This is a genomic window from Methanolobus sp. WCC5 (assembly GCF_045690325.1).
Lineage (GTDB): Archaea > Halobacteriota > Methanosarcinia > Methanosarcinales > Methanosarcinaceae > Methanolobus.
The window spans coordinates 630,665-649,150 of the sequence record NZ_CP146981.1; the positions used below are offsets into that span (position 1 = coordinate 630,665).

Genomic DNA, 18,486 nt, shown 5'->3' on the forward strand with positions numbered 1-18,486 from the left:
TAGGAGTGGAGTGGAAGAAGACCGTGAGGCTTTGCTTGAGTAGTGATCATATGAAAATACTGCTGGATGCTGATGCTTCGATAAAGTTGACAAAGATCGGTTTTATGGAAATATTGTCATCCGGTTTTGATGTTATCCTGACAGATGTTGTGTATGATGAGCATGTAAATGTGGGGTTGAAGAGAGGCTATCCTGATGCAAAAGAGATGGAACGGTCCATCTCTGAAAAGAAGGTGCTTGTTGTTCAGGTAAAAAAGGAAGCTTTAATCTTTCATGGGCTGAATCTGGGTCGGGGAGAGATAAGCATCATCACGTATTGTCAGGAAAATCATGTTGATGTTGTCGTTTCTGATGACGTTGCTTTTTTAAAAGTGCTTAAGTCAATGAAATCAGTCCCGTTCATTCCGGTGTCTGTCACCCTTATACCTGGAATAGAACATGGATTGATAGATAAAGACGAAGCACTGGAATTCCTTGAGTTGCTAAAGGATATGATAAAGGCAGATCATTACTTATATGTAAAAAGCGAAATAGAAGGATTGAAATGAGCATTACCATAGAGATTCCTCCCTCAATTGAGAACATCCTGAACAAACGTGCACTTGAACAGCACCTTGACAGAGAATCCATACTCGAGCAGATGTTATGGGAGAGTGCTGAACATTATCTTGTTGAGGAATATTCAAAAGGCAGAATAAGTAAGGGAAAACTGGGAGAAATGCTTGACATGGATATCTATGAAGTGAACGACCTTCTCGATAGATACCATATCAAAGGCAATCTTGACCTTGAGACTTTTCAGGAAGGCATCAAAACCGCTGAGTCCCTTGCTAAATACGATAGTGAGAATACCAGGGATAATAATGATATTGAACTCAGGAAGGTCTGATTTTCTTTTAAAACGGGAAAATCTAAAAGGTATAGAGCTGGGGAGACGGATCAACAAATCCTTAGATCAGCGATACAGGGATCTGGGTGTATGAATGGGACCTGTCAAAAGGGCGGGACTGTCAACATCGTGAATAGTTCTCATGGTAAATTATATACCCACGTAAGAACAATATCTCATGTATGTCAATATTATTGGCAACACAATTGAAGTCATATTAAAGGTGAAAAAGATAATGGCAAAACCTATTGAACTGGGACTTGTGCTGGAAGGTGAAGATGCAGAAGAGTTCTGGGAAAATGAGAAAAAGTCAGCTACCAGGCAACAGGTAGAAATGTTCAAAAAAGCCAGGAAAATATCCGATAGTATCCGTTTTTAGTCCCGGCATCGATATGTCTGAATCTGATCTTTCTATTTCTGCACTTTCTAAGAGAGACGATTTTTGCCTGTATAAGTTTTTTTGCTTCCCGGTGATGTCAGGCAGCACTGAATGCGCCGGTATGGTGGTTACCATGCGGGAGTGATTTGCCTTTTGAAAGGAAAAACTATGTTATTTAATATTATGCCAGTTGCTGACAAATGGACTGCGGAACATGCATGTTCAATCCTTTACCAGATGGCAGGAAAAAGATTCCTCGCTCAATTCAAAGTATTCAAGACATGCATGATAGCTTTGGTTTATCTTTTTTACGAATTCAGAATCACCCGTGTAAAAGTTAATAGGCACGATATCAGGAAGATTTGTCATTAGTTCGTAAAAGATCCTTTCATCATTGGGGTCTTTGAAATATGTTCCAGTTGTTGCTGTCTTTATAGGTTTGAGGTTAGCTTGATCTAATAGTATTATTCTATTCTCATTAGCATGTATCTGGTCTAATTTCCGATACAACGATTGTGAATATTTTACAGCAAGCTGCGATAAGAAAGATGGGAGCCCATAACTGTCATTGTCTTTTAGGAATACAAGGATCTCATTATAGACCAGATCCAGAAAATTGGCTATACCCGGATTTTTTGATCTTATCTTCCGGAAGGATATTATCAGTTGTTCCTGATATTCCATCTGGCTTATTTTCTTATTCTGGAAGTCTGGAAGGAAACGGATTATCTCCACAACTATTTGGTTTATTTTATTTCTAAAAAGGTTACCGGATTCTGACAGGACCGTTGAGTACAAAATAAGATGATCAGAAGAACCTTTATAAGTATTATAGATCTTTCATGAAGCCTGTCATGAGGATTTACTATGGCAATCAAGATATTTCAATCAATGGAGAAATTCATGTCAGATCACTATAGCTTCAAAAACAGCATCGTTATCTTTGATGCCCCTGATCTTTTTGTAGTTATACAGACTCAAGCCGGACAAAAAGTTCTGGAAGTCCAGATCAGACACTTTTTTTCTATGAAATGCTTCTATATAAAGTAATGAAAAGATCAACTTATTCCAGATATTTGAGTTATCCAGTTTGTTCAACGGAAGATCCAGAGCTTCTTTTATCATTTCCTGGATAAGGTAGAATACCTGGTCAAGCAACAATAACTGACCGATATCTTCACCATCCTCCCACATCCCGGAGTTGATCTCATCCCTTATAGATACTATTCTGCCATTGAGTTTCCTTAGGGATAGTTTCAGGATGTGATGCATCTGCTTTTGTTCGATGTTCAATCTTTTGTGCTCTAGTTCTTTAAAAACGTCTTTGATCTCATCCAGTTCGGATACTTTTCCTTCGAGCTCATCGATGAAATCTTCATCAAATAATTTGCCAGCTACAATATCTGTAAAAAGATCAAGTATCTTTTCACGTGTCTCAAAATCAAGATTTGAGATCTTATTGATCTCTTTTTTAAACAAATATGATTGATGCATCGACCTCAGATAATCAATACCACCAACTACGGGCCGCATGATAAATGTCATTCCATCAAACATATCTGTAGAAAAACTGTCCAGTATGGAATTTACAGGTCCGTATCCATCAATACGATAATTCTCCATGATAGACATTTATTACAATTCAATGGATTAATAAGTTTCCTGTGATCAATTCTTAGCAAGGCTATATGATAATCGTTCCTTACACTGAAAAAGATAGATATATTGAATACGAAGTTAACTGCTGATCTTCTGGTTGTTTCTTTTTTTGGAGGTGGAACGCGCCGCCTGCGGCGGGGTGGTTGCATTGTTACAAGATCCACCAAAGAGCATACACCAAATCTCACCAGACCGACCAGCGGACCCCAGGACAAGCGATACAAGAGCCCGGGATATGGATGGAACTTACAAAAATGCGGTGGATTGTGTCGTGTTTTTTAAAGTGCGTTAGCTCAATAGATCGCCAGGACCTCATCCGTACTGATTATGTCTACTCCTATAAACCGGGTGACCTTTTCCCTGACATTCAGGAGAGAACGCACATCCATTGTTGCAAGGGGGATTGCATACTGATAAGCAAGTACTACTATTGGTGCATCCTTTGGCTCTATACCTAAAGCGGTTGCAAGGGCACAGTATTCCGGACGACTTCTAACTTCTTCCAGAACCATTGCCTGAAAATCAAGAGGTGTGAATGTTGTCTTTACAAATGGTTCTCTGAAAATGGACCATATGGCAGTCTGTAGTTTATCGATATCGTAGCCTTTTCTTTTTCCTTCCGGGAGGATGTTATTAATGACTTCTCTTGCAATGTAGGGAGAAACTACAGGTTTCAGATCTCCTTTAATTACTTTCTTCAAAACCGTAACGCACTTATCATCTGTCTTTAAGAAGGCATGTATCCATATGCAAGAATCAAGAACTATCATTTGTTCTCCAGATCCCTGTATGCCTGTGCATATTCGCTATTCACGGACTTTCTTGTATTCTGAACCGATTCATCTACTGCATCTTTATCAAGATCCCCGCCAACAGACGCAAGCATTTCCAGAGCCTCATCTACCGGAACAGGCTGTTTCCAGGCATTATGCATAAGCTCTGCTGAATGACCTGTTTCCATGAATAGTTCACAGCGTCTTTTACTTTGATCGAGGTCTTCAAGATAGTGAACTATAGCCTTTTTTACAAGTTCTTCCCTGGAATGAGCATAACCTGCCTTTACCCGGGAATCTATCCTGCGGATAAGATATTCACCAATATTTACATCTGCAGCAGTTTCTGACATATTGATAGTTGTATTTACCTATTGGTAAATATAAATTCCGTTTTTTTATTGTGAAGGATAACTGCTTCTTAGATCAAATTATGCAAATCCTATGGTCAATTACTGCTGTGTCGATCTGCTTTCTGCCAGGGATATAAGTCTCAATGAGAATGAGGCTTAATAACTGCTGATCTTATTGTGAAATGAACCGCAGATATTGTTTATTCTCATCTGCGTCTATCGATGGTCAGGTGACCATTCGCATCTCTGCAAGATCAACATATATTCATGATGGAACGCGCCGCCTGCGGCGGGGTGGTTGCATTGTTACAAGATCCACCAAAGAGCATGTACCAGATCTCATTTTTCTAACACTAAAAAAAGAGTTTTTAAATAAAATAAAGGTCTTGACCGTTTTCACCGCCCCAAATACCCGCTGTGGATTTTTATATAATCTTCAAAATTCACCCTGCCATATTGTCATCGCTATAATTGATCCAACCATCAATTAATAATTATTAATAAAAGTAAAAACTTTTTTTATATATTATTTACTTATTCTTAAATAAGAAAAACGGAGAAGACCAATGGATTTTAAGCTTGCAAAAATGATATATATGAATATGTCATTTTTAGTTATCATTTGGTATCAATAAAATACTACCTGATACATATAGGAGGATTACGATATGAACAAAGCAGAATCAATAAACAGACCAGAACGTTCGCCTACGTTGAACACAATAAAGATGGTAGAAAACACCCTGCAAGAGATGGATGAAAGCGTTACGTCTGTCGCGGAGTTAAAGCGCCATTTACCTCGACAGATCAATCATACCACCCTGAAGACTATTCTGGAGTACCTTGAAGAAAGCAACAAGATCGCAATAAGCATCAAAGGCATTACCTGGATACATAATAACAATCGAGACTTAAACAAAGCAGTCTCCAGAGGCATTCAATTATGAAAGAGGTTCGGGTAGTCCTTATCGATGAGGCAATTCTCAAATACCAATCCTTAAAAGAAAGGGCATCCGAATCCAAAAAGGAAATGGCGATCCTTGAATCTGTCAGAAACAAAGCAGACATCATCAAAAAAGATATTCATTATGGTGATCCTGTCAGCAAAAAACTAATCCCTAAAACATATCGTAAGAAATATGATATCAGGAATTATACCTCTCATCAAAGAGATCTGCAACGCACCTCTCAAAATCATCCCCTTTTTCAGTGCAGTCATATTCCACCAACAAATCAATTATCCTTTCAATTTTGCCTGAAATGCTCATAAGTCTACATTATTATTTTAAATATAAATATATTTTTGTTAAATACCCGGACCGCCCCCGGCTTTTAGTGATCCACAGCCTAAAACAGACAGATCAGCACCATTATCCCCTCCATATATATAACATCGCAAATTATTCTTACGACATTTTCACAAAACTTAAATATGTTCCCTGAGTTTAGTGTACCCAACGAAGTATAATTATACAGGCATACGATCTGCCTGCTGTGTCGGGTGAATGAAAAATGGTGGTAGTGAGCAGTCTTTGCGATCTTAGTATTCTGGTTACCGGCGGCTCCCGTGGCTGGAAGGGCGATGTCCCGAAGATGATGCTGGGAATCGATAAGCTGAAAGGTATGGGATGGAAGAATGAGTGGGAGTCGGAGATGAGTGTCAGGGAGACTGTGAAGGCACTTCTTAGAAAGGGAGATCATGCGATTACTGCTTGATGCCGATGCTTCGGTCAAATTGACAAAAATTGGTTTGATCGAAATACTGGCATCTGGTTTTGATGTCATTCTGACCGATGTTGTATATGACGAACAGGTTAATTTTGGACTGAAGAATAATTATCCGGATGCTAGGATCATGAAAGAGCTGGTTTTAGAGGGCAAAATAGTTGTAGAAGAAGTGGGTGATGAATATCCCACATATGACGATTTTCATCTGGATAGAGGGGAAACAAGCCTCTTAAAATACCGCATGTGCAATGATGTTGATCTAATAATTTCGGATGATGAAAAATTTCTAAAAATACTCAATGATGTGGAATTTCCTTTTATTCCAACAGCATCTGCAATTCTTATGTGTATCAACAGAAAACTGATTAGTAAAGAAGAGGGATTGAGATTCCTTGATTCATTAAAGTTTATGATTAAGGACGAACATTTCTATTATATCAAAAGCAAAATTGAGTGATCGTGATGACTATCTCCATCGATATCCCCCCAACAATCGAAAATATCCTTGACAAACGTTCCCGGGAGTTGCACCTCGACAAGGAATCCATACTCAAACAGATGTTATGGGATGGGGTTGAGTACTATCTGATAGAGGAGTACTCAAATGGCAGGATCAGTAAAGGAAAACTTGCAGAGATGCTGGAAATTAGTATCTATGAGGTTAACGACCTGTTCGAAAAACACCACGTTAAAGACAGCATAAGCTTCGAGAATTTTGTTAAAGGTGTGGAAATAGCTGAAAAGTACAGCAAGTATGGTTCCGAAAAAGACAAGAAAAACGAAAAGGAATAAAATATGAAGCTAACCATCATCCCCGGCACCCGCCCCGAGATAATCAAAATGAGCCCCATAATCAGCGAATGCGGGAAACCTGATAATAAAGTTCATATTATCTTATCTGCGCGTTGAGTGAGTGAGATCTTGATCCTGCACTACATGACAGTTTCAAAATGAATCATACAGGCTCTATCTCTTTTTTTATCGCGGGTATTGGAACGCGCCGCATGCGGCGTGTTGTTGCTTTAATGGTTGAATAAAACATCATCCAGGTCAAAGAGCATAAGTCCTTTCTCTTTCAGAGCATCCTTGTTCTCGATAGTTTTTGCAATGAGTGCAAAGTGTTCATTTCTTTCTTTATTGTACCAGTTTACGTATGATGCCTTTTCTCTGAGGTTTCTTACTATTATTTTTACGTCTTTTGAGGTTAATGTTTTCCATTTGCACTCAACAAACAGTATATCTTTTGATCTTTCATTTAATGCTACAATGTCTATTTCATACGTGTTTTTATTATTTTGTTGTTCCCGGACTTTTCCCCATTGCCTTCCAATTCTTTCAAAAGCAAAGGGCAATTTATCAGTATTATTGAGATGAATCAGGTATTGCCGGGATATATCTTCAAAAACATGACCAAGATATTGATTGTATGAGTCACTTATTCTGGAACGTATCATATTCCTGTTTACTTCCATCAGTGACCTTGAGGGATATATATAGGTATACCAGAATTTCATAAAGTTGTCTGAAATTGTGTAGATAGAACCTGTATTTATATTCCTTGTACCTTTAAGGATAACAGGCCATTCCTTGTTTATGAAACCAAGACCCATAAGAACACGCAGATATTTTGGAATATTATTTACTGGTATATCGGTCCTTTGAGATATTTCAGAAACGCGGGTTTTGCCTTCGGATATCGCTTCTAGTATAAGTTCATATTTGGTTGGTTCCCTTAGTTCTTCTTTCAACAGGAAGGTAGCTTCATCATAAAGAAAAGTGGCTCTGTGTAGTATGTTCTTATCAACATTCTCCATAAATGACAGGTCTTTTTCGAATTTGTTCAGATAAGCAGGGACACCACCAAGACAACCGTATATACGTACAAGTTCTTCGGGATCTTTTGCAGGGAAAAATTTTGCCATGTGAATGAATTTTAAAGGTTCTACCTTGATCTGTCCGTTTCGGCGACCATATAAAGGAGATCTGTAGCCAAGAACTTCATTTTCCATCATACCTATGCTTGAACCAAGAAGTATTAGCATGACATTCGCATCCTTAAGGTACATATCCCAGGCAGCCTGAAATGCTGACATTGATGCTTTGCTGCCTTCTATAAGATATGGTACTTCGTCAATAACAATTACAGGTTTTTCATCAGCCTGCTGAGTAATGAATTTCAATGCAGCATCCCATTTAGTGATCTTCGGCTGATAAATACCAAGCTGTTCGGATGTCTTTTCAAGAAAGTCCTCTACCTGATGCTCAAGGTCAAGTTTCTGGGACAGATAGTAGACAGACTGTTTTCCAGCCATGAATTTGAGCACAAGTTCTGTTTTACCAACACGCCTTCTTCCATATATTACGATCAGTGACGAGGAATCCCGGGAGTATTCTGATCCAAGGAATTCTAATTCATCAGTACGGTTGATAAACAGACTCATAATACTAAGTATTACGAGTCTGTGTTATATAGATTTCTGCTGGTTGATGAAATACAGTTAATTAACACTCAAAATGATGAGAACATAAGAGATTACTACAGAGTTCATATATAGTACAAACGTAACATGCAGAAACATGGATGTTCCAGATAAATATCTCAACTGATAACGTGATCGAAGTTGTTATCAGCTCTTGTGTCATAGAAGAGTATCCGGACGCATATACAGGCTTATGCAAAAGTCTTACAGATCATCTTTGCGTGTCCATCCGCTTGCTGCAGGGGAAGTCAGCCTTAGCGAGACAGAGGCTTGAGGACTGCTGATCTTATTATGAAATGAACCGCAGATACACACAGATATCGTTTTTTCTCATCTGTGTTAATCTGCTAAACAGTTGTTTAGCAGGCACTCAACTCCGTAGGAGGTGAGTGTATCTGTGTTCATCTGTGGCTTTAGTTAATAGCGAACCGCAGATGCACGCAGATGGACACAGATGCACGCAGATAATGTTGTTTTCTCACCTGTGTTTATCTGCGTTTATCTGTGGTTCCTGATCAAAAAACAAAACCGCAGATGAACACAGATGCACGCAGATATTGCTGGATTCTCATCTGTGTCTGTCGATGGTCAGCTGACCATTCGCATCTCTGCAAGATCAACATATATTCATGATGGACCGCACCGCCTGCACCGGAGTGTTTGCACCATTATCAGACCCACCAAAGAGCATGCACCAGATCTCACCAGACCGACCAGCGGACCCCTCTACAAGCGATCATTCCTGCCAGACCATCCACCAGACCATACCAGACCTACACTCCCACAAGCTCCCCCCATCAGCCAGGACTGCCGATCCTGAGAATAGCTCCTGCTATATACAGGAACATATCCTTTTTTCCAGTCTGCCCGGACCGACCCCGTCTTATAGTGATCCACAGCCTAAAACAGACAGATCAGCACCATTATCCCCTCCATATATATATAACACCGCAAATTATTCTTGCGACATTTTCACAAAACTTAAATATGTTCCCTGAGTTTAGTGTACCCAACGAAGTATAATTATACAGGCATACGATCTGCCTGCTGTGTCGGGTGAATGAAAAATGGTGGTAGATAGTGGTATTTGCAGGTTTGGCGGACCAGGAGAGTGGATATTTTTGATTCCTTTAGCACAAGTTCAGCAGTTCAATCTGATCTTTTCTCAAACTTCCAGAAATTCAAAAATCGAGGTACTAATATGAACAACGGAAATAACAACGCTTATTCTATAAGCCCTTCCGGAGAGAAATTCCCTCTTCCAAAAAAAGAGGAATATGACGGAGAATTAAAAAGAATAGAGGATCTGGTAAACCAGGCTCGCGGTGAAGGAAAAGAGATAGTCGTTGTAATGGGTGTCGGCTTTGTCGGTGCTGTGATGGCTGCTATCATTGCAGATACCAAAGATGAGAACGGCAACTACAGCAAGTTCGTTATTGGCTGTCAGAGACCCAGTACCCGCAGTTACTGGAAGATACCGTTGCTTAACAGGGGTATCTCCCCTGTAAAATCTGAGGACAAAGAAGTGGATGAGCTTATAGACCGCTGTGTCCTGAAGGAAAAAACACTTACAGCAACCTATAACAATGACTGCCTTAAACTGGCTGATGTTGTGGTTGTGGACATTCAGTGCGATTACATCAAATGTGAGCTTGGGAATGTAAGGAACGGTGAGGCAGACATGGCTGCCCTTGAGTCTTCCATGAAGACCATTGGAGAGCTCATCCGTCCGGAATGCCTTGTACTTATTGAAACAACCGTTGCTCCCGGAACAACTGAATTCGTTGCACTTCCAATTCTTAAAAAGGCCTTTGCAAAGCGTGGAATTGAATCCACACCTCTGCTTTCACACAGTTTTGAGCGTGTGATGCCAGGTAAGGATTACGTTGCAAGTGTGAGGGATTTCTGGAGAGTGTGTGCAGGATGCACAGATGAGGCAAGAGATAAAGTGGAGAAGTTCCTCAGTGAAGTACTGAACACAAAGGATTATCCTCTCACAGTTATGGACCGTCCCATTGAATCAGAAACCGCAAAGATAGTTGAGAACTCATACCGTGCAACCATCCTTGCATTCCTCAATGAGTGGAGCATGTTCTCTGAGCGGAACGGAGTTGACCTGATAAAAGTTATCAACGCCATAAAGATGCGCCCAACCCACAGCAACATTATATTCCCCGGCCCCGGAATTGGCGGCTACTGCCTGCCAAAGGACGGAGGACTTGGGTACTGGTCATACAAGCACATTCTGGGTTTTGAAGACGGGGACAGTATCTTCAAGATCACCCCCACAGCAATAGATGTTAACGACACTCGAGCCCTGCACGTAGCAGAACTTACAAGGGATGCCCTCAGGAACATGGACCGCTACATAGCCGGAGCAGACGTACTTATCTGCGGAGCCAGTTACCGCCAGGATGTGGGCGACACAAGATACAGCGGCAGTGAAGCTGTGGTGAGGAAACTCACGGAAATGGGTGCAGAGATGCGTGTGCATGATCCATATGTTGACCACTGGTATGAATTTGAAAGCCAGGATACCTACCCTGTAACAAACCAGTCTTGGAAACGTTTCTTCAGGAATCAGGAAGGTTTAGTGCAACTGGAAATAGAGAAGGACTTTACAAAGGCTATCAGTGATATTGAAGCATTGATCCTCGCAGTTCCTCATAAAGACTACCTTGATCTGGATCCCGATACAATTGTTAAAATGTCAGGTGGACCCCTTGCCATTATAGATTGCTTTGGGATATTGTCTGACGATAAGATCAGAAGATACTTCGAACTTGGCTGTGAAGTAAAGGGTCTTGGAAGAGGCCACATTCAGAGGATAAAGAAGGAAGTCCAGAAAAAGAAGCAGGATGACAAACTGAAGCTCGCTACCGCCCAGGTGCTGGCATGAAGGATAAAAAAGTAATAGTAACCGGCGGGATGGGATTCATTGGATCCCATCTAACGGAAAAGCTGCTTGAAGAAAATGAAGTTACAGTCATTGATAACGAAGCAACGGGCAAAATCGATAACATCAAGCATCTCCTGGGCAACAAGAACCTCACAATCATCCGTGGCAGTATAGTTGACCTAGACCTGACTGAGATATTCAAAGGAAAAGACTATGTGTTCCACCTGGCGGCCATCCCCAGTGTCCCAAGAAGTGTAAAAGATCCCTTTGCCTCATACGAAGCAAATGTCACCGGAACCCTGAGAGTCCTGATCGCAGCAAAAGACAGCGGCATCAAAAAAGTTATATTTTCTTCATCGTCCTCAGTCTATGGCGATACTCCGACTCTTCCTAAAAGAGAAGACATGCCAGTAAATCCACAATCTCCCTATGCCATCACAAAAGCTACCGGAGAAATGTATTGCAGAGTTTTCCAGGAACTTTACGGACTCCCTACCGTCTGCCTGAGATACTTCAATGTATTTGGTCCCCGGCAGGATCCCACTTCACAGTACGCAGCAGTAATCCCTAAATTTATAACTGCTATAATGAACGATGAAAGTCCCGTAATATTTGGGGATGGGGAGCAGAGCAGGGACTTCAGTTTCATTAAACACGTTGTAAGCGCCAACATACTTTCGTGCGGATCAGACCAAACAGGCATCTTCAATATTGCATGTGGAAGGCGAATCACTATCAATGAGCTGGTTTCTTATGTCAATGAGATACTTGGTAAGGACGTTAAACCGGAGTATGTTGATTCAAGGCCAGGTGATATTAAACACTCGCTTGCGGATATATCTGAGGCTCGAAAGTTTGGGTATGATTCTAGAGGTGATTTTAAGGATGAATTATCAGATGTGATTAAGTGGTTTTTAAATAACGTATAAAAGAGAAAAATCGTGTTTTCCATGATTTTAGAAGATTATATGTAAGGTATACTTTTGTCCACAGTTGTTAATACCAATCCGAAAAATTAATTATTTTAATGTATACTGAACTAGGATATACAGATTTAGGATGAACATTATAATTTTCATGGATTTTTTCATTTATAATAATAGGTAGTCATATGTTAGGTTTTAATTCCAGCAAAACAATGAAAGATGTCCAATGGGCATTCATAGGCCTTGCAACTGCCTCTTTATCTCACTTGTTATTGAGAATAGTGCTTGGAAGAGAGTTGGGACCTTCTGGGCTGGGAATTTACACGTTGGTTTATACTATATATTTACTGGGAATGCAATTTTCAGCATTTGGGGTAGGTGCAGCACTGACGAAATATGTTGCAGAATTCAGCGATGATTTGATAAAAGCTAAAGAATATATATCATCAGGGCTGCTTATTTCTCTCATCATTGGCTCTTTAATGGGAATATTTCTTTTCATGCTATCGGAAATAATTTCTATTAATATTTTCAATATACCCGAAATGTATGAACCCTTAAAGATAACAGCCATCGCTTTTCCATTTATAGCAATATATAAAACTACGGTGGGAGTATTAAATGGTTTTCGGAACATGAAAGCCTTCGCTCTTTTAAATATATCTATTAATGTATTAATGCTGGTGACGTCAATTGTTCTCGTATTATATTTAAATATGAATATAGCTGGAGCTGTTTTTGGTTTTGTGTTGCCAACGATAGCCGTAGGATTGTTATCTGTTCTTTTTATTAAATCGCATTTTAGATATCCCACCTGGTCATTCTTTAAAACCGACATTCTAAGAGATGTACTCCGCTTTGGTTTTTATGTCGTCCTCGGAAATTCAATTGGATATATATATATTCACATTGATAGCCTCATGATTGGCTATTATTTGAATGAAACTGAATTAGGGTTTTATACTGTGGCGCTTGTTTTTGTTCAAGGGATAACACTCATTTCGAGCTCTATACAAAGTGTTACCAATCCTATAATTGCAAAGAATTATGCAAAAAAAGAATACGAGTCCATACTAAAACTGCTTAAAAGTGTCCCACCAAAAACACTTTTAATTTCATTTATTATTACTCTACTTTTGATACTTTTCGGAAAAACATTAATAGTAATCATCTTTGAAGTAGTTTTCTTACCTGCTTACAGTCCTCTAATAATTTTACTTGTGGGATATACAATATATTCAGCTTTTAATTCAATAGGCACCTTCTATTCGAGTATTGGATATGTACAGCTTTCTTACAAAGTTGCTTTAATATCCGCTGCTATAAATATTATGTTAAATATACTATTCATACCTAAATATGGTATTGTTGGTGCAGCTCTTGCAAGCTCAACGTCCTTGATTTTACTGACAGTGATGCATTTTATCCTAATCGGATATTTTGTAAAAAGAGTTTGGGCATTAAAAATCTAACCATGAGCTCCTTCCAAGGTTCATATACTTCAGTGGATAAGATAATCTAAGCAGTTCAGCTAATTACCGGTTTTTTAGGAATTTAGCGGGAATCCCTCCTACGATTGTGTTTGGCATCACATTTTTAGTAACAACTGCATTTGCTCCTACTATAGCACCTTCACTGATTGTAATTCCCGGCAAAATAATTACTCTTGCACCAATCCAAACATTTTTCTCAATAATGACCGGAGCAGAATACATACCTTGTTGTTTAATAGGTATGTCTGTTCGATCATATCTATGGGTGCTTGTAAGAATAATAGATTCAAACCCCACTATTGTTTCATCACCTATTTTAATATCTCCACGTCCATCCAGCACAACATCACGAGCAATGCCTACATTATTTCCCAGTTCGACACCTTGTGGATATGAAATTTTACATCCAGTAGACACTGTAGTATTACTACCCAGATTCTTAAATAATATTTTTAGCAAAACTCTCCTGATTTTTATGCCTAAGAAAAACGGGATTTTACATAATAAATATGTATATAACAACCAAAGCATCAAATCTAAGTAGTTATCACCATAATCGTATCTTTTATTTCCCATAAAACCCTCTTTTTAGTTAATTCAACTAAAGACTCTATGCAAGCTATTTTGAGATTGCTATAATGCAGTCTAACACAGTAAACTTAATTATATTTAGGAACACATGTATTAATGCTTATAATTACAGCAAATCTTTATTTACTAATTATATTCACTGAATTGCTTTGGTATATTTTATTAAATTTCCTATTTTCCAGTTCTATGAGTGGATTGTAATTTAAGTTATAAGTGCTAGTGTAAAGCTGAAAGGGATTATCAATAATATAATTTCGAACCAAAATTAATTCTACTTTAGTTTCATTAAAATTTCCACTATCAATTTCCTCATTAATAGGAATCACTTGTATATCTAAAGGTAAAAAGCTTGCAAGGATTAAATATTGATCAACACCAATACTGGAATCAGACTTTTCAGATATCGTATATAATGATTGTATCTCTGATTCTGTTAAAGAGAGTCTGTATGAACTACTAGATGAAAACACATTGTTATCCATATTTGCTTTAGGAGACATAACTAAAACAAATGAAAATGAAAACATGAAAATAATTAAAATTAAAATTGGTATCACATTGTGCCTCATAAACTTATTACGGAAGCTGTTATAAAGTAATAATAAAGAAACCGAAAGTGGTATAGATAAAAATACTTGAGCAAAAAACCACCATCTATCTTCAATAATTCCACGTTGAGTAATTAATGAAAAAAAACCCAAAAACAAAGGAGTAAATCCTACAACTGAAATTGCAAAAGTATTTTGATTTCCGTATTTTTTGGAAATCATATAGAAACACCCAATGAATGATAAAGCAAAAAACAAAAACATACCTACGTTATTAAAAATTTCTTCTGCAATCGGTAATGAATTGACGGCTTCCAAAATATAGTCAGGAGATTTAATAAAGTAATCTCTACTAAAACCCCACTTAATCATTTCAGTTAATGAATAAATATGACCCGAAGCAAACGACCACCAAGCGAGCATAGAAATTATAGCTGTAAGTGTGATTGTAAGAGAAATAGGATATTTTTTATTTGAGGTGCGTATACGGAGTAGTTGAGTTGAAGACCAATAAACAAAAAGACATATACACATGAATAATGCAGCAACAGAATGAGATAAAATTATAGCAAATATAAGCATTATTGAGATTATTGTAGATATAAAGGGGAATTCTGGTTTTATCTTTAACATAGTGTAAAACAAAATCAAAATTAATGTAGTTGCGTATGAATTTGGAATAGGAGAGTACATCATGAAAAGATGATGATTTGCAATTATAAGCATTAGTGAACCTAATAAACCCACCTTGTCATTAAATAACATCCTTCCTATTAAATAAATAAAAGTCGTATTACAAATAGTTTGTATTAATGTTAATGAAAAAATAACACTGTACTTATAATCAAGTTCTGTAACTAATGAACTGAAAACTACAAACAAATGAAAAAGTGGCAATTTAGAGTAAACATTCCCGTCCGGGATTGTATGGAATTTTATTATATCCAAAGTGAACATTTGATGAACCCAAGGATCTATTCCCAATAAACCTGGAAAAAGCAATAACTGAGATAATGTGATAGTTAATCCAATTACTATGATTTGAAAAAGAACTAAGTATGAAGGGATTTTGCTATATAGTATTTGGAGAGTTACAAAACAACACATTAAAGAAATAAACAAGAAGTATGTTATTGGTCTTTCATATAAGTTGGATCTTAGAAAAAAAGACAAAACACAAAATATAAAGACTATAATTACAGCAGATATTAAAGCAAGATTTACAGTTTTAAAATTTGTATGGGAAAAGACTTCCAAAGAGGCATTTTTTCTAATAACAATCCAAAGAATACATGAAATAAGAGTAAAAATTCCTGTTAAAACATATATGATTCGACCAATATTTAAAATCATATATGCAATTAAAGCAACCGAAAAAACGATTCCTAGTATAGCAATAATTTCATCGAATTCTCGATTTGCAAGTATCTTTGCTTTGTTCATTATAACCGCTCTTAAATATTTTCAAGGGCTTTTCTATACCTCTCAACAGCAGCATTATATGAAAAATCATTCTCAATTTTAACTTTCGCGTTTTGTATAATCTTATCAATATTAGGATTATCTAAAACTCTAATCACATTATTTGAAATACATTCTGGAGAATTACATTTCATAATAAAACCCGTTTCTTCATCAATAACTATATCGGGTATCGATCCTACTGGAGTCACAAGTACAGGTGTACCGCATACCATTGCCTCAAGCATTAAATTAGGCAGACCTTCAGTATAAGAAGGCACGACAACTAATTTTAATTTATTTAAATAGCTTGGTAACTCATCGTGGTCTATCCAACCAGTTATATTTACATTGTTGCTTAAGTTATTGGCTAGAATATAATGTTCTATCTTCTCCCGTAGTTGTCCATCGCCTATCAATAGAAAATTAACATTTACATGTTCTAAGATTAAAGGAATTGATTCAACAAAATTCATTATTCCCTTTTCTTCACTAAATCTTCCAACATATCCAACTAAATTAGTTCTTTGATTGTAGCTTTTTTCCACGGTAAATTTATCAAAATTAATAAAATGCTCAGGAGCAATATCAATCTTATACTCATACTTTTGTAGATCAAGCTCTTGGATGATGCTATTTGAATAAACTATTATTCTATTTGCAACTGATATGTTTATTTTTGATAAGATGCTGAGATACTTAAATGAATTGTCATCTGCAAATTTAAGACATTGTGATGAGGAACCTGCAAAAGCAATTACCACTTTCTTCCGAAACATTTTTGCGGTTATTACGGGGAATAATAATGTGTCACCCCCAATAGTAAAAAGAAAAATATCTGCTTTGCCGTTGACTTTTGCTATTAAATAGGACATTTTGATTTGAGAATAGATGTATCTTGAAATTCGTGTAAATATGTTTAATCCTTTTTTGTGCATAATTCCAACTGTATTTATTCTTTGATCAGTTTTAAAGTGTGTATATCCTTCATTTACAGAAATAAGAAAAGTATTTTCACATATTGAATTCAATATATTTACAGAATTAGATAATGGAATTATACCGGATTTGCTTATAGCGAACGTAACAATGCATATATTTTTCTTTATCATAACGTTTTATCCCCTGCCAACTTTGAATACACATGTATCATTTTTGATGAAATCGATTCCCAACTATATTGAAAATTCATTATTCCATTGCTACTAAAGTCTGGTTTGTGTTGAAATTTCGAATTAGACAAGACGTCGAATAAAGCATCAGATAATTTGTATTTATCATATTCAATAACATAGCCCAAATCATTATTCATATACTTTGAAACTCCACAACGATCTGTTACTATCACTGGAGTCCCACATGCACATGCTTCAAAGACAACATTTCCAAAAGATTCATATTTTGAAGGTAATACAAAAACATCTGCATCCACCAATGCTTCTATTTTATCCTGCTCATAAAGAGGACCTGTAAAAATTACATTATCACTGATATTTAGTTCTTCGACAAAACCCTCTAATTTGGCTAGATAGCCGTCATCGGGTCCGGCTATAACAAGCTTTGTGTTTTCAAAAATGCTAATTAAGTTACTAAATGATCCCACTAGAAGTTCTAAGCCTTTAATTTCATGAATGCGCCCCAAAAACAGTACAACTTTATCATTTCTGTCAATCATGAACTTACTTCGAAATGTCCCTTTTCTTGGAAGATTTTGATAGCATTTTACATCTATACCATTTGGTATATGAACAACTTTCTCCGGATTTAAATTAGGAAAGCTCTTTAAATAATGATATGATTCATGCTCTGAAGATGCAATTATCATTTTTGCATCGTCAATTATAGAGCGACCAAATAAGGAGTCAAAAACTTTTTTTTGTTTTTCTTTACCTAACAAAGGCAATGATCCACGTGGTTGAAGAATGTATGGTATATTGTTCTTTTTTGCATAATAATGGATGACAACAGCCAAAAAAGTCCTGTACTCATGTATATGGATAACATCAAACTTTTTAATATCTTTTTTAATTACAATTGGAGCAAAATAAGGCAGGGGGAGGTTCATTTTTTTTGACAAGTACAATGAAACATTTCTGAAGTAATAAGTGTTTATCCCATCGACAGATACTGGTTTGTTCTTTTCTACATCTAACCTGTATTTGAAACCATCTGTTGTGTAAACGGTTACTTCGTTTCCTTTTTCAATTAAACTTTTGGATAATTCATAAGTAGCTCGAACTGGCCCACCTGCCTCCCATGAAGGTTTAAAGAAATTTGTTACTTGTAATATTTTCATTTTCCCTCTTT

General features: G+C 37.2%; 19 protein-coding genes and 1 pseudogene. 10 read left to right on the forward strand and 10 right to left on the reverse strand.

Annotated features, from left to right (window positions below; genetic code table 11):
- The first annotated feature begins 50 nt into the window (after positions 1–50).
- From V7O64_RS03015 to V7O64_RS03025, 3 genes are all read left to right on the forward strand, one after another.
- On the forward strand, positions 51–548 hold the full coding sequence (locus V7O64_RS03015; protein ID WP_407356558.1) for a hypothetical protein: 498 nt from the start codon (positions 51–53) through the stop codon (positions 546–548).
- Positions 545–889, forward strand: coding sequence for a UPF0175 family protein (locus V7O64_RS03020; protein WP_407356559.1), 345 nt, complete (start codon positions 545–547; stop codon positions 887–889). The genes V7O64_RS03015 and V7O64_RS03020 overlap by 4 nt, the downstream gene beginning before the upstream one ends.
- Positions 890–1,124: 235 nt before the next feature.
- The gene (locus tag V7O64_RS03025; RefSeq protein WP_407356560.1) at positions 1,125–1,268 is read left to right on the forward strand and encodes a hypothetical protein; all 144 of its coding nucleotides are present in this window, start codon (positions 1,125–1,127) and stop codon (positions 1,266–1,268) included.
- Between the two features lie 222 nt (positions 1,269–1,490).
- Here V7O64_RS03025 and V7O64_RS03030 read toward each other — a convergent pair whose 3' ends face one another.
- The 4 genes from V7O64_RS03030 to V7O64_RS03045 form a co-directional block, all read right to left on the reverse strand.
- Entirely contained in the window at positions 1,491–2,066 is a 576-nt protein-coding gene (locus tag V7O64_RS03030; RefSeq protein WP_407356561.1) for a hypothetical protein, read from the reverse strand.
- Positions 2,067–2,174: 108 nt separating this feature from the next.
- Positions 2,175–2,891, reverse strand: coding sequence for a hypothetical protein (locus V7O64_RS03035; RefSeq protein ID WP_407356562.1), 717 nt, complete (start codon positions 2,889–2,891; stop codon positions 2,175–2,177).
- Between the two features lie 329 nt (positions 2,892–3,220).
- Positions 3,221–3,697, reverse strand: a complete 477-nt coding sequence (locus tag V7O64_RS03040) for a hypothetical protein (protein ID WP_407356563.1) — start codon at positions 3,695–3,697, stop codon at positions 3,221–3,223.
- Positions 3,694–4,053, reverse strand: coding sequence for a hypothetical protein (locus V7O64_RS03045; RefSeq protein ID WP_407356564.1), 360 nt, complete (start codon positions 4,051–4,053; stop codon positions 3,694–3,696). The genes V7O64_RS03040 and V7O64_RS03045 overlap by 4 nt, the downstream gene beginning before the upstream one ends.
- A gap of 668 nt (positions 4,054–4,721) precedes the next feature.
- On the opposite strand from V7O64_RS03045, the gene V7O64_RS03050 reads away from it, so the two are divergent.
- A complete protein-coding gene (locus tag V7O64_RS03050) occupies positions 4,722–5,000 on the forward strand; it encodes a hypothetical protein (RefSeq protein WP_407356555.1) in 279 nt (92 codons plus the stop codon).
- A gap of 198 nt (positions 5,001–5,198) precedes the next feature.
- Here V7O64_RS03050 and V7O64_RS03055 read toward each other — a convergent pair whose 3' ends face one another.
- Entirely contained in the window at positions 5,199–5,321 is a 123-nt protein-coding gene (locus V7O64_RS03055) for a hypothetical protein (RefSeq protein ID WP_407356565.1), read from the reverse strand.
- 283 nt (positions 5,322–5,604) lie between these two features.
- Between V7O64_RS03055 and V7O64_RS03060 the strand changes: the two are divergent.
- The 3 genes and pseudogenes from V7O64_RS03060 to V7O64_RS03070 form a co-directional block, all read left to right on the forward strand.
- Positions 5,605–5,769 (forward strand): annotated as a pseudogene (locus V7O64_RS03060) (UDP-glucose 4-epimerase); the annotation flags it as partial.
- Positions 5,753–6,238 carry a hypothetical protein gene (locus tag V7O64_RS03065; RefSeq protein ID WP_407356566.1) on the forward strand — a complete coding sequence of 162 codons (486 nt, stop codon included), beginning with the start codon at positions 5,753–5,755 and terminating at the stop codon, positions 6,236–6,238. The pseudogene V7O64_RS03060 and the gene V7O64_RS03065, both read left to right, overlap by 17 nt.
- Before the next feature lie 5 nt (positions 6,239–6,243).
- Entirely contained in the window at positions 6,244–6,573 is a 330-nt protein-coding gene (locus V7O64_RS03070) for a hypothetical protein (protein ID WP_407356567.1), read from the forward strand.
- A gap of 230 nt (positions 6,574–6,803) precedes the next feature.
- Here the strand turns inward: V7O64_RS03070 and V7O64_RS03075 are convergent, their stop codons facing one another.
- Entirely contained in the window at positions 6,804–8,222 is a 1,419-nt protein-coding gene (locus V7O64_RS03075; RefSeq protein WP_407356568.1) for an ATP-binding protein, read from the reverse strand.
- Between the two features lie 1,240 nt (positions 8,223–9,462).
- On the opposite strand from V7O64_RS03075, the gene V7O64_RS03080 reads away from it, so the two are divergent.
- The 3 genes from V7O64_RS03080 to V7O64_RS03090 all read left to right on the forward strand — a co-directional run bounded on the left by V7O64_RS03080 (position 9,463) and on the right by V7O64_RS03090 (position 13,558).
- Entirely contained in the window at positions 9,463–11,160 is a 1,698-nt protein-coding gene (locus tag V7O64_RS03080; protein ID WP_407356569.1) for a nucleotide sugar dehydrogenase, read from the forward strand.
- Positions 11,157–12,089 carry an SDR family oxidoreductase gene (locus tag V7O64_RS03085; RefSeq protein WP_407356570.1) on the forward strand — a complete coding sequence of 311 codons (933 nt, stop codon included), beginning with the start codon at positions 11,157–11,159 and terminating at the stop codon, positions 12,087–12,089. The genes V7O64_RS03080 and V7O64_RS03085 overlap by 4 nt, the downstream gene beginning before the upstream one ends.
- Before the next feature lie 209 nt (positions 12,090–12,298).
- Positions 12,299–13,558 (forward strand): flippase, encoded by a 1,260-nt coding sequence (locus V7O64_RS03090; protein WP_407356571.1) that lies wholly within the window; start codon positions 12,299–12,301, stop codon positions 13,556–13,558.
- 63 nt (positions 13,559–13,621) lie between these two features.
- On the opposite strand, the gene V7O64_RS03095 is transcribed toward V7O64_RS03090, so the two are convergent.
- The 4 genes from V7O64_RS03095 to V7O64_RS03110 all read right to left on the reverse strand — a co-directional run bounded on the left by V7O64_RS03095 (position 13,622) and on the right by V7O64_RS03110 (position 18,475).
- Positions 13,622–14,155, reverse strand: coding sequence for an acyltransferase (locus V7O64_RS03095; RefSeq protein WP_407356572.1), 534 nt, complete (start codon positions 14,153–14,155; stop codon positions 13,622–13,624).
- 134 nt (positions 14,156–14,289) lie between these two features.
- Positions 14,290–16,161, reverse strand: a complete 1,872-nt coding sequence (locus tag V7O64_RS03100) for a hypothetical protein (RefSeq protein WP_407356573.1) — start codon at positions 16,159–16,161, stop codon at positions 14,290–14,292.
- Between the two features lie 11 nt (positions 16,162–16,172).
- Positions 16,173–17,291: a glycosyltransferase family 4 protein gene (locus tag V7O64_RS03105; RefSeq protein WP_407356574.1), complete on the reverse strand. Its 1,119-nt coding sequence runs from the start codon at positions 17,289–17,291 to the stop codon at positions 16,173–16,175.
- Positions 17,288–18,475 (reverse strand): glycosyltransferase, encoded by a 1,188-nt coding sequence (locus tag V7O64_RS03110; RefSeq protein WP_407356575.1) that lies wholly within the window; start codon positions 18,473–18,475, stop codon positions 17,288–17,290. The genes V7O64_RS03105 and V7O64_RS03110 overlap by 4 nt, the downstream gene beginning before the upstream one ends.
- Between the last annotated feature and the right edge of the window lie 11 nt (positions 18,476–18,486).

Coding starts and splice junctions, on each gene's coding strand:
- V7O64_RS03045 (WP_407356564.1), bottom strand. CDS start 4,053: ATGTCAGAAACTGCTGCAGATGTAAATATTGGTGAATATCTTATCCGC.
- V7O64_RS03075 (WP_407356568.1), bottom strand. CDS start 8,222: ATGAGTCTGTTTATCAACCGTACTGATGAATTAGAATTCCTTGGATCA.
- V7O64_RS03105 (WP_407356574.1), bottom strand. CDS start 17,291: ATGATAAAGAAAAATATATGCATTGTTACGTTCGCTATAAGCAAATCC.
- V7O64_RS03025 (WP_407356560.1), top strand. CDS start 1,125: ATGGCAAAACCTATTGAACTGGGACTTGTGCTGGAAGGTGAAGATGCA.
- V7O64_RS03050 (WP_407356555.1), top strand. CDS start 4,722: ATGAACAAAGCAGAATCAATAAACAGACCAGAACGTTCGCCTACGTTG.
- V7O64_RS03085 (WP_407356570.1), top strand. CDS start 11,157: ATGAAGGATAAAAAAGTAATAGTAACCGGCGGGATGGGATTCATTGGA.
- V7O64_RS03090 (WP_407356571.1), top strand. CDS start 12,299: ATGAAAGATGTCCAATGGGCATTCATAGGCCTTGCAACTGCCTCTTTA.
- V7O64_RS03065 (WP_407356566.1), top strand. CDS start 5,753: ATGCGATTACTGCTTGATGCCGATGCTTCGGTCAAATTGACAAAAATT.
- V7O64_RS03015 (WP_407356558.1), top strand. CDS start 51: ATGAAAATACTGCTGGATGCTGATGCTTCGATAAAGTTGACAAAGATC.
- V7O64_RS03110 (WP_407356575.1), bottom strand. CDS start 18,475: ATGAAAATATTACAAGTAACAAATTTCTTTAAACCTTCATGGGAGGCA.
- V7O64_RS03080 (WP_407356569.1), top strand. CDS start 9,463: ATGAACAACGGAAATAACAACGCTTATTCTATAAGCCCTTCCGGAGAG.
- V7O64_RS03095 (WP_407356572.1), bottom strand. CDS start 14,155: ATGGGAAATAAAAGATACGATTATGGTGATAACTACTTAGATTTGATG.
- V7O64_RS03020 (WP_407356559.1), top strand. CDS start 545: ATGAGCATTACCATAGAGATTCCTCCCTCAATTGAGAACATCCTGAAC.
- V7O64_RS03100 (WP_407356573.1), bottom strand. CDS start 16,161: ATGAACAAAGCAAAGATACTTGCAAATCGAGAATTCGATGAAATTATT.
- V7O64_RS03040 (WP_407356563.1), bottom strand. CDS start 3,697: ATGATAGTTCTTGATTCTTGCATATGGATACATGCCTTCTTAAAGACA.
- V7O64_RS03035 (WP_407356562.1), bottom strand. CDS start 2,891: ATGGAGAATTATCGTATTGATGGATACGGACCTGTAAATTCCATACTG.
- V7O64_RS03070 (WP_407356567.1), top strand. CDS start 6,244: ATGACTATCTCCATCGATATCCCCCCAACAATCGAAAATATCCTTGAC.
- V7O64_RS03055 (WP_407356565.1), bottom strand. CDS start 5,321: ATGAGCATTTCAGGCAAAATTGAAAGGATAATTGATTTGTTGGTGGAA.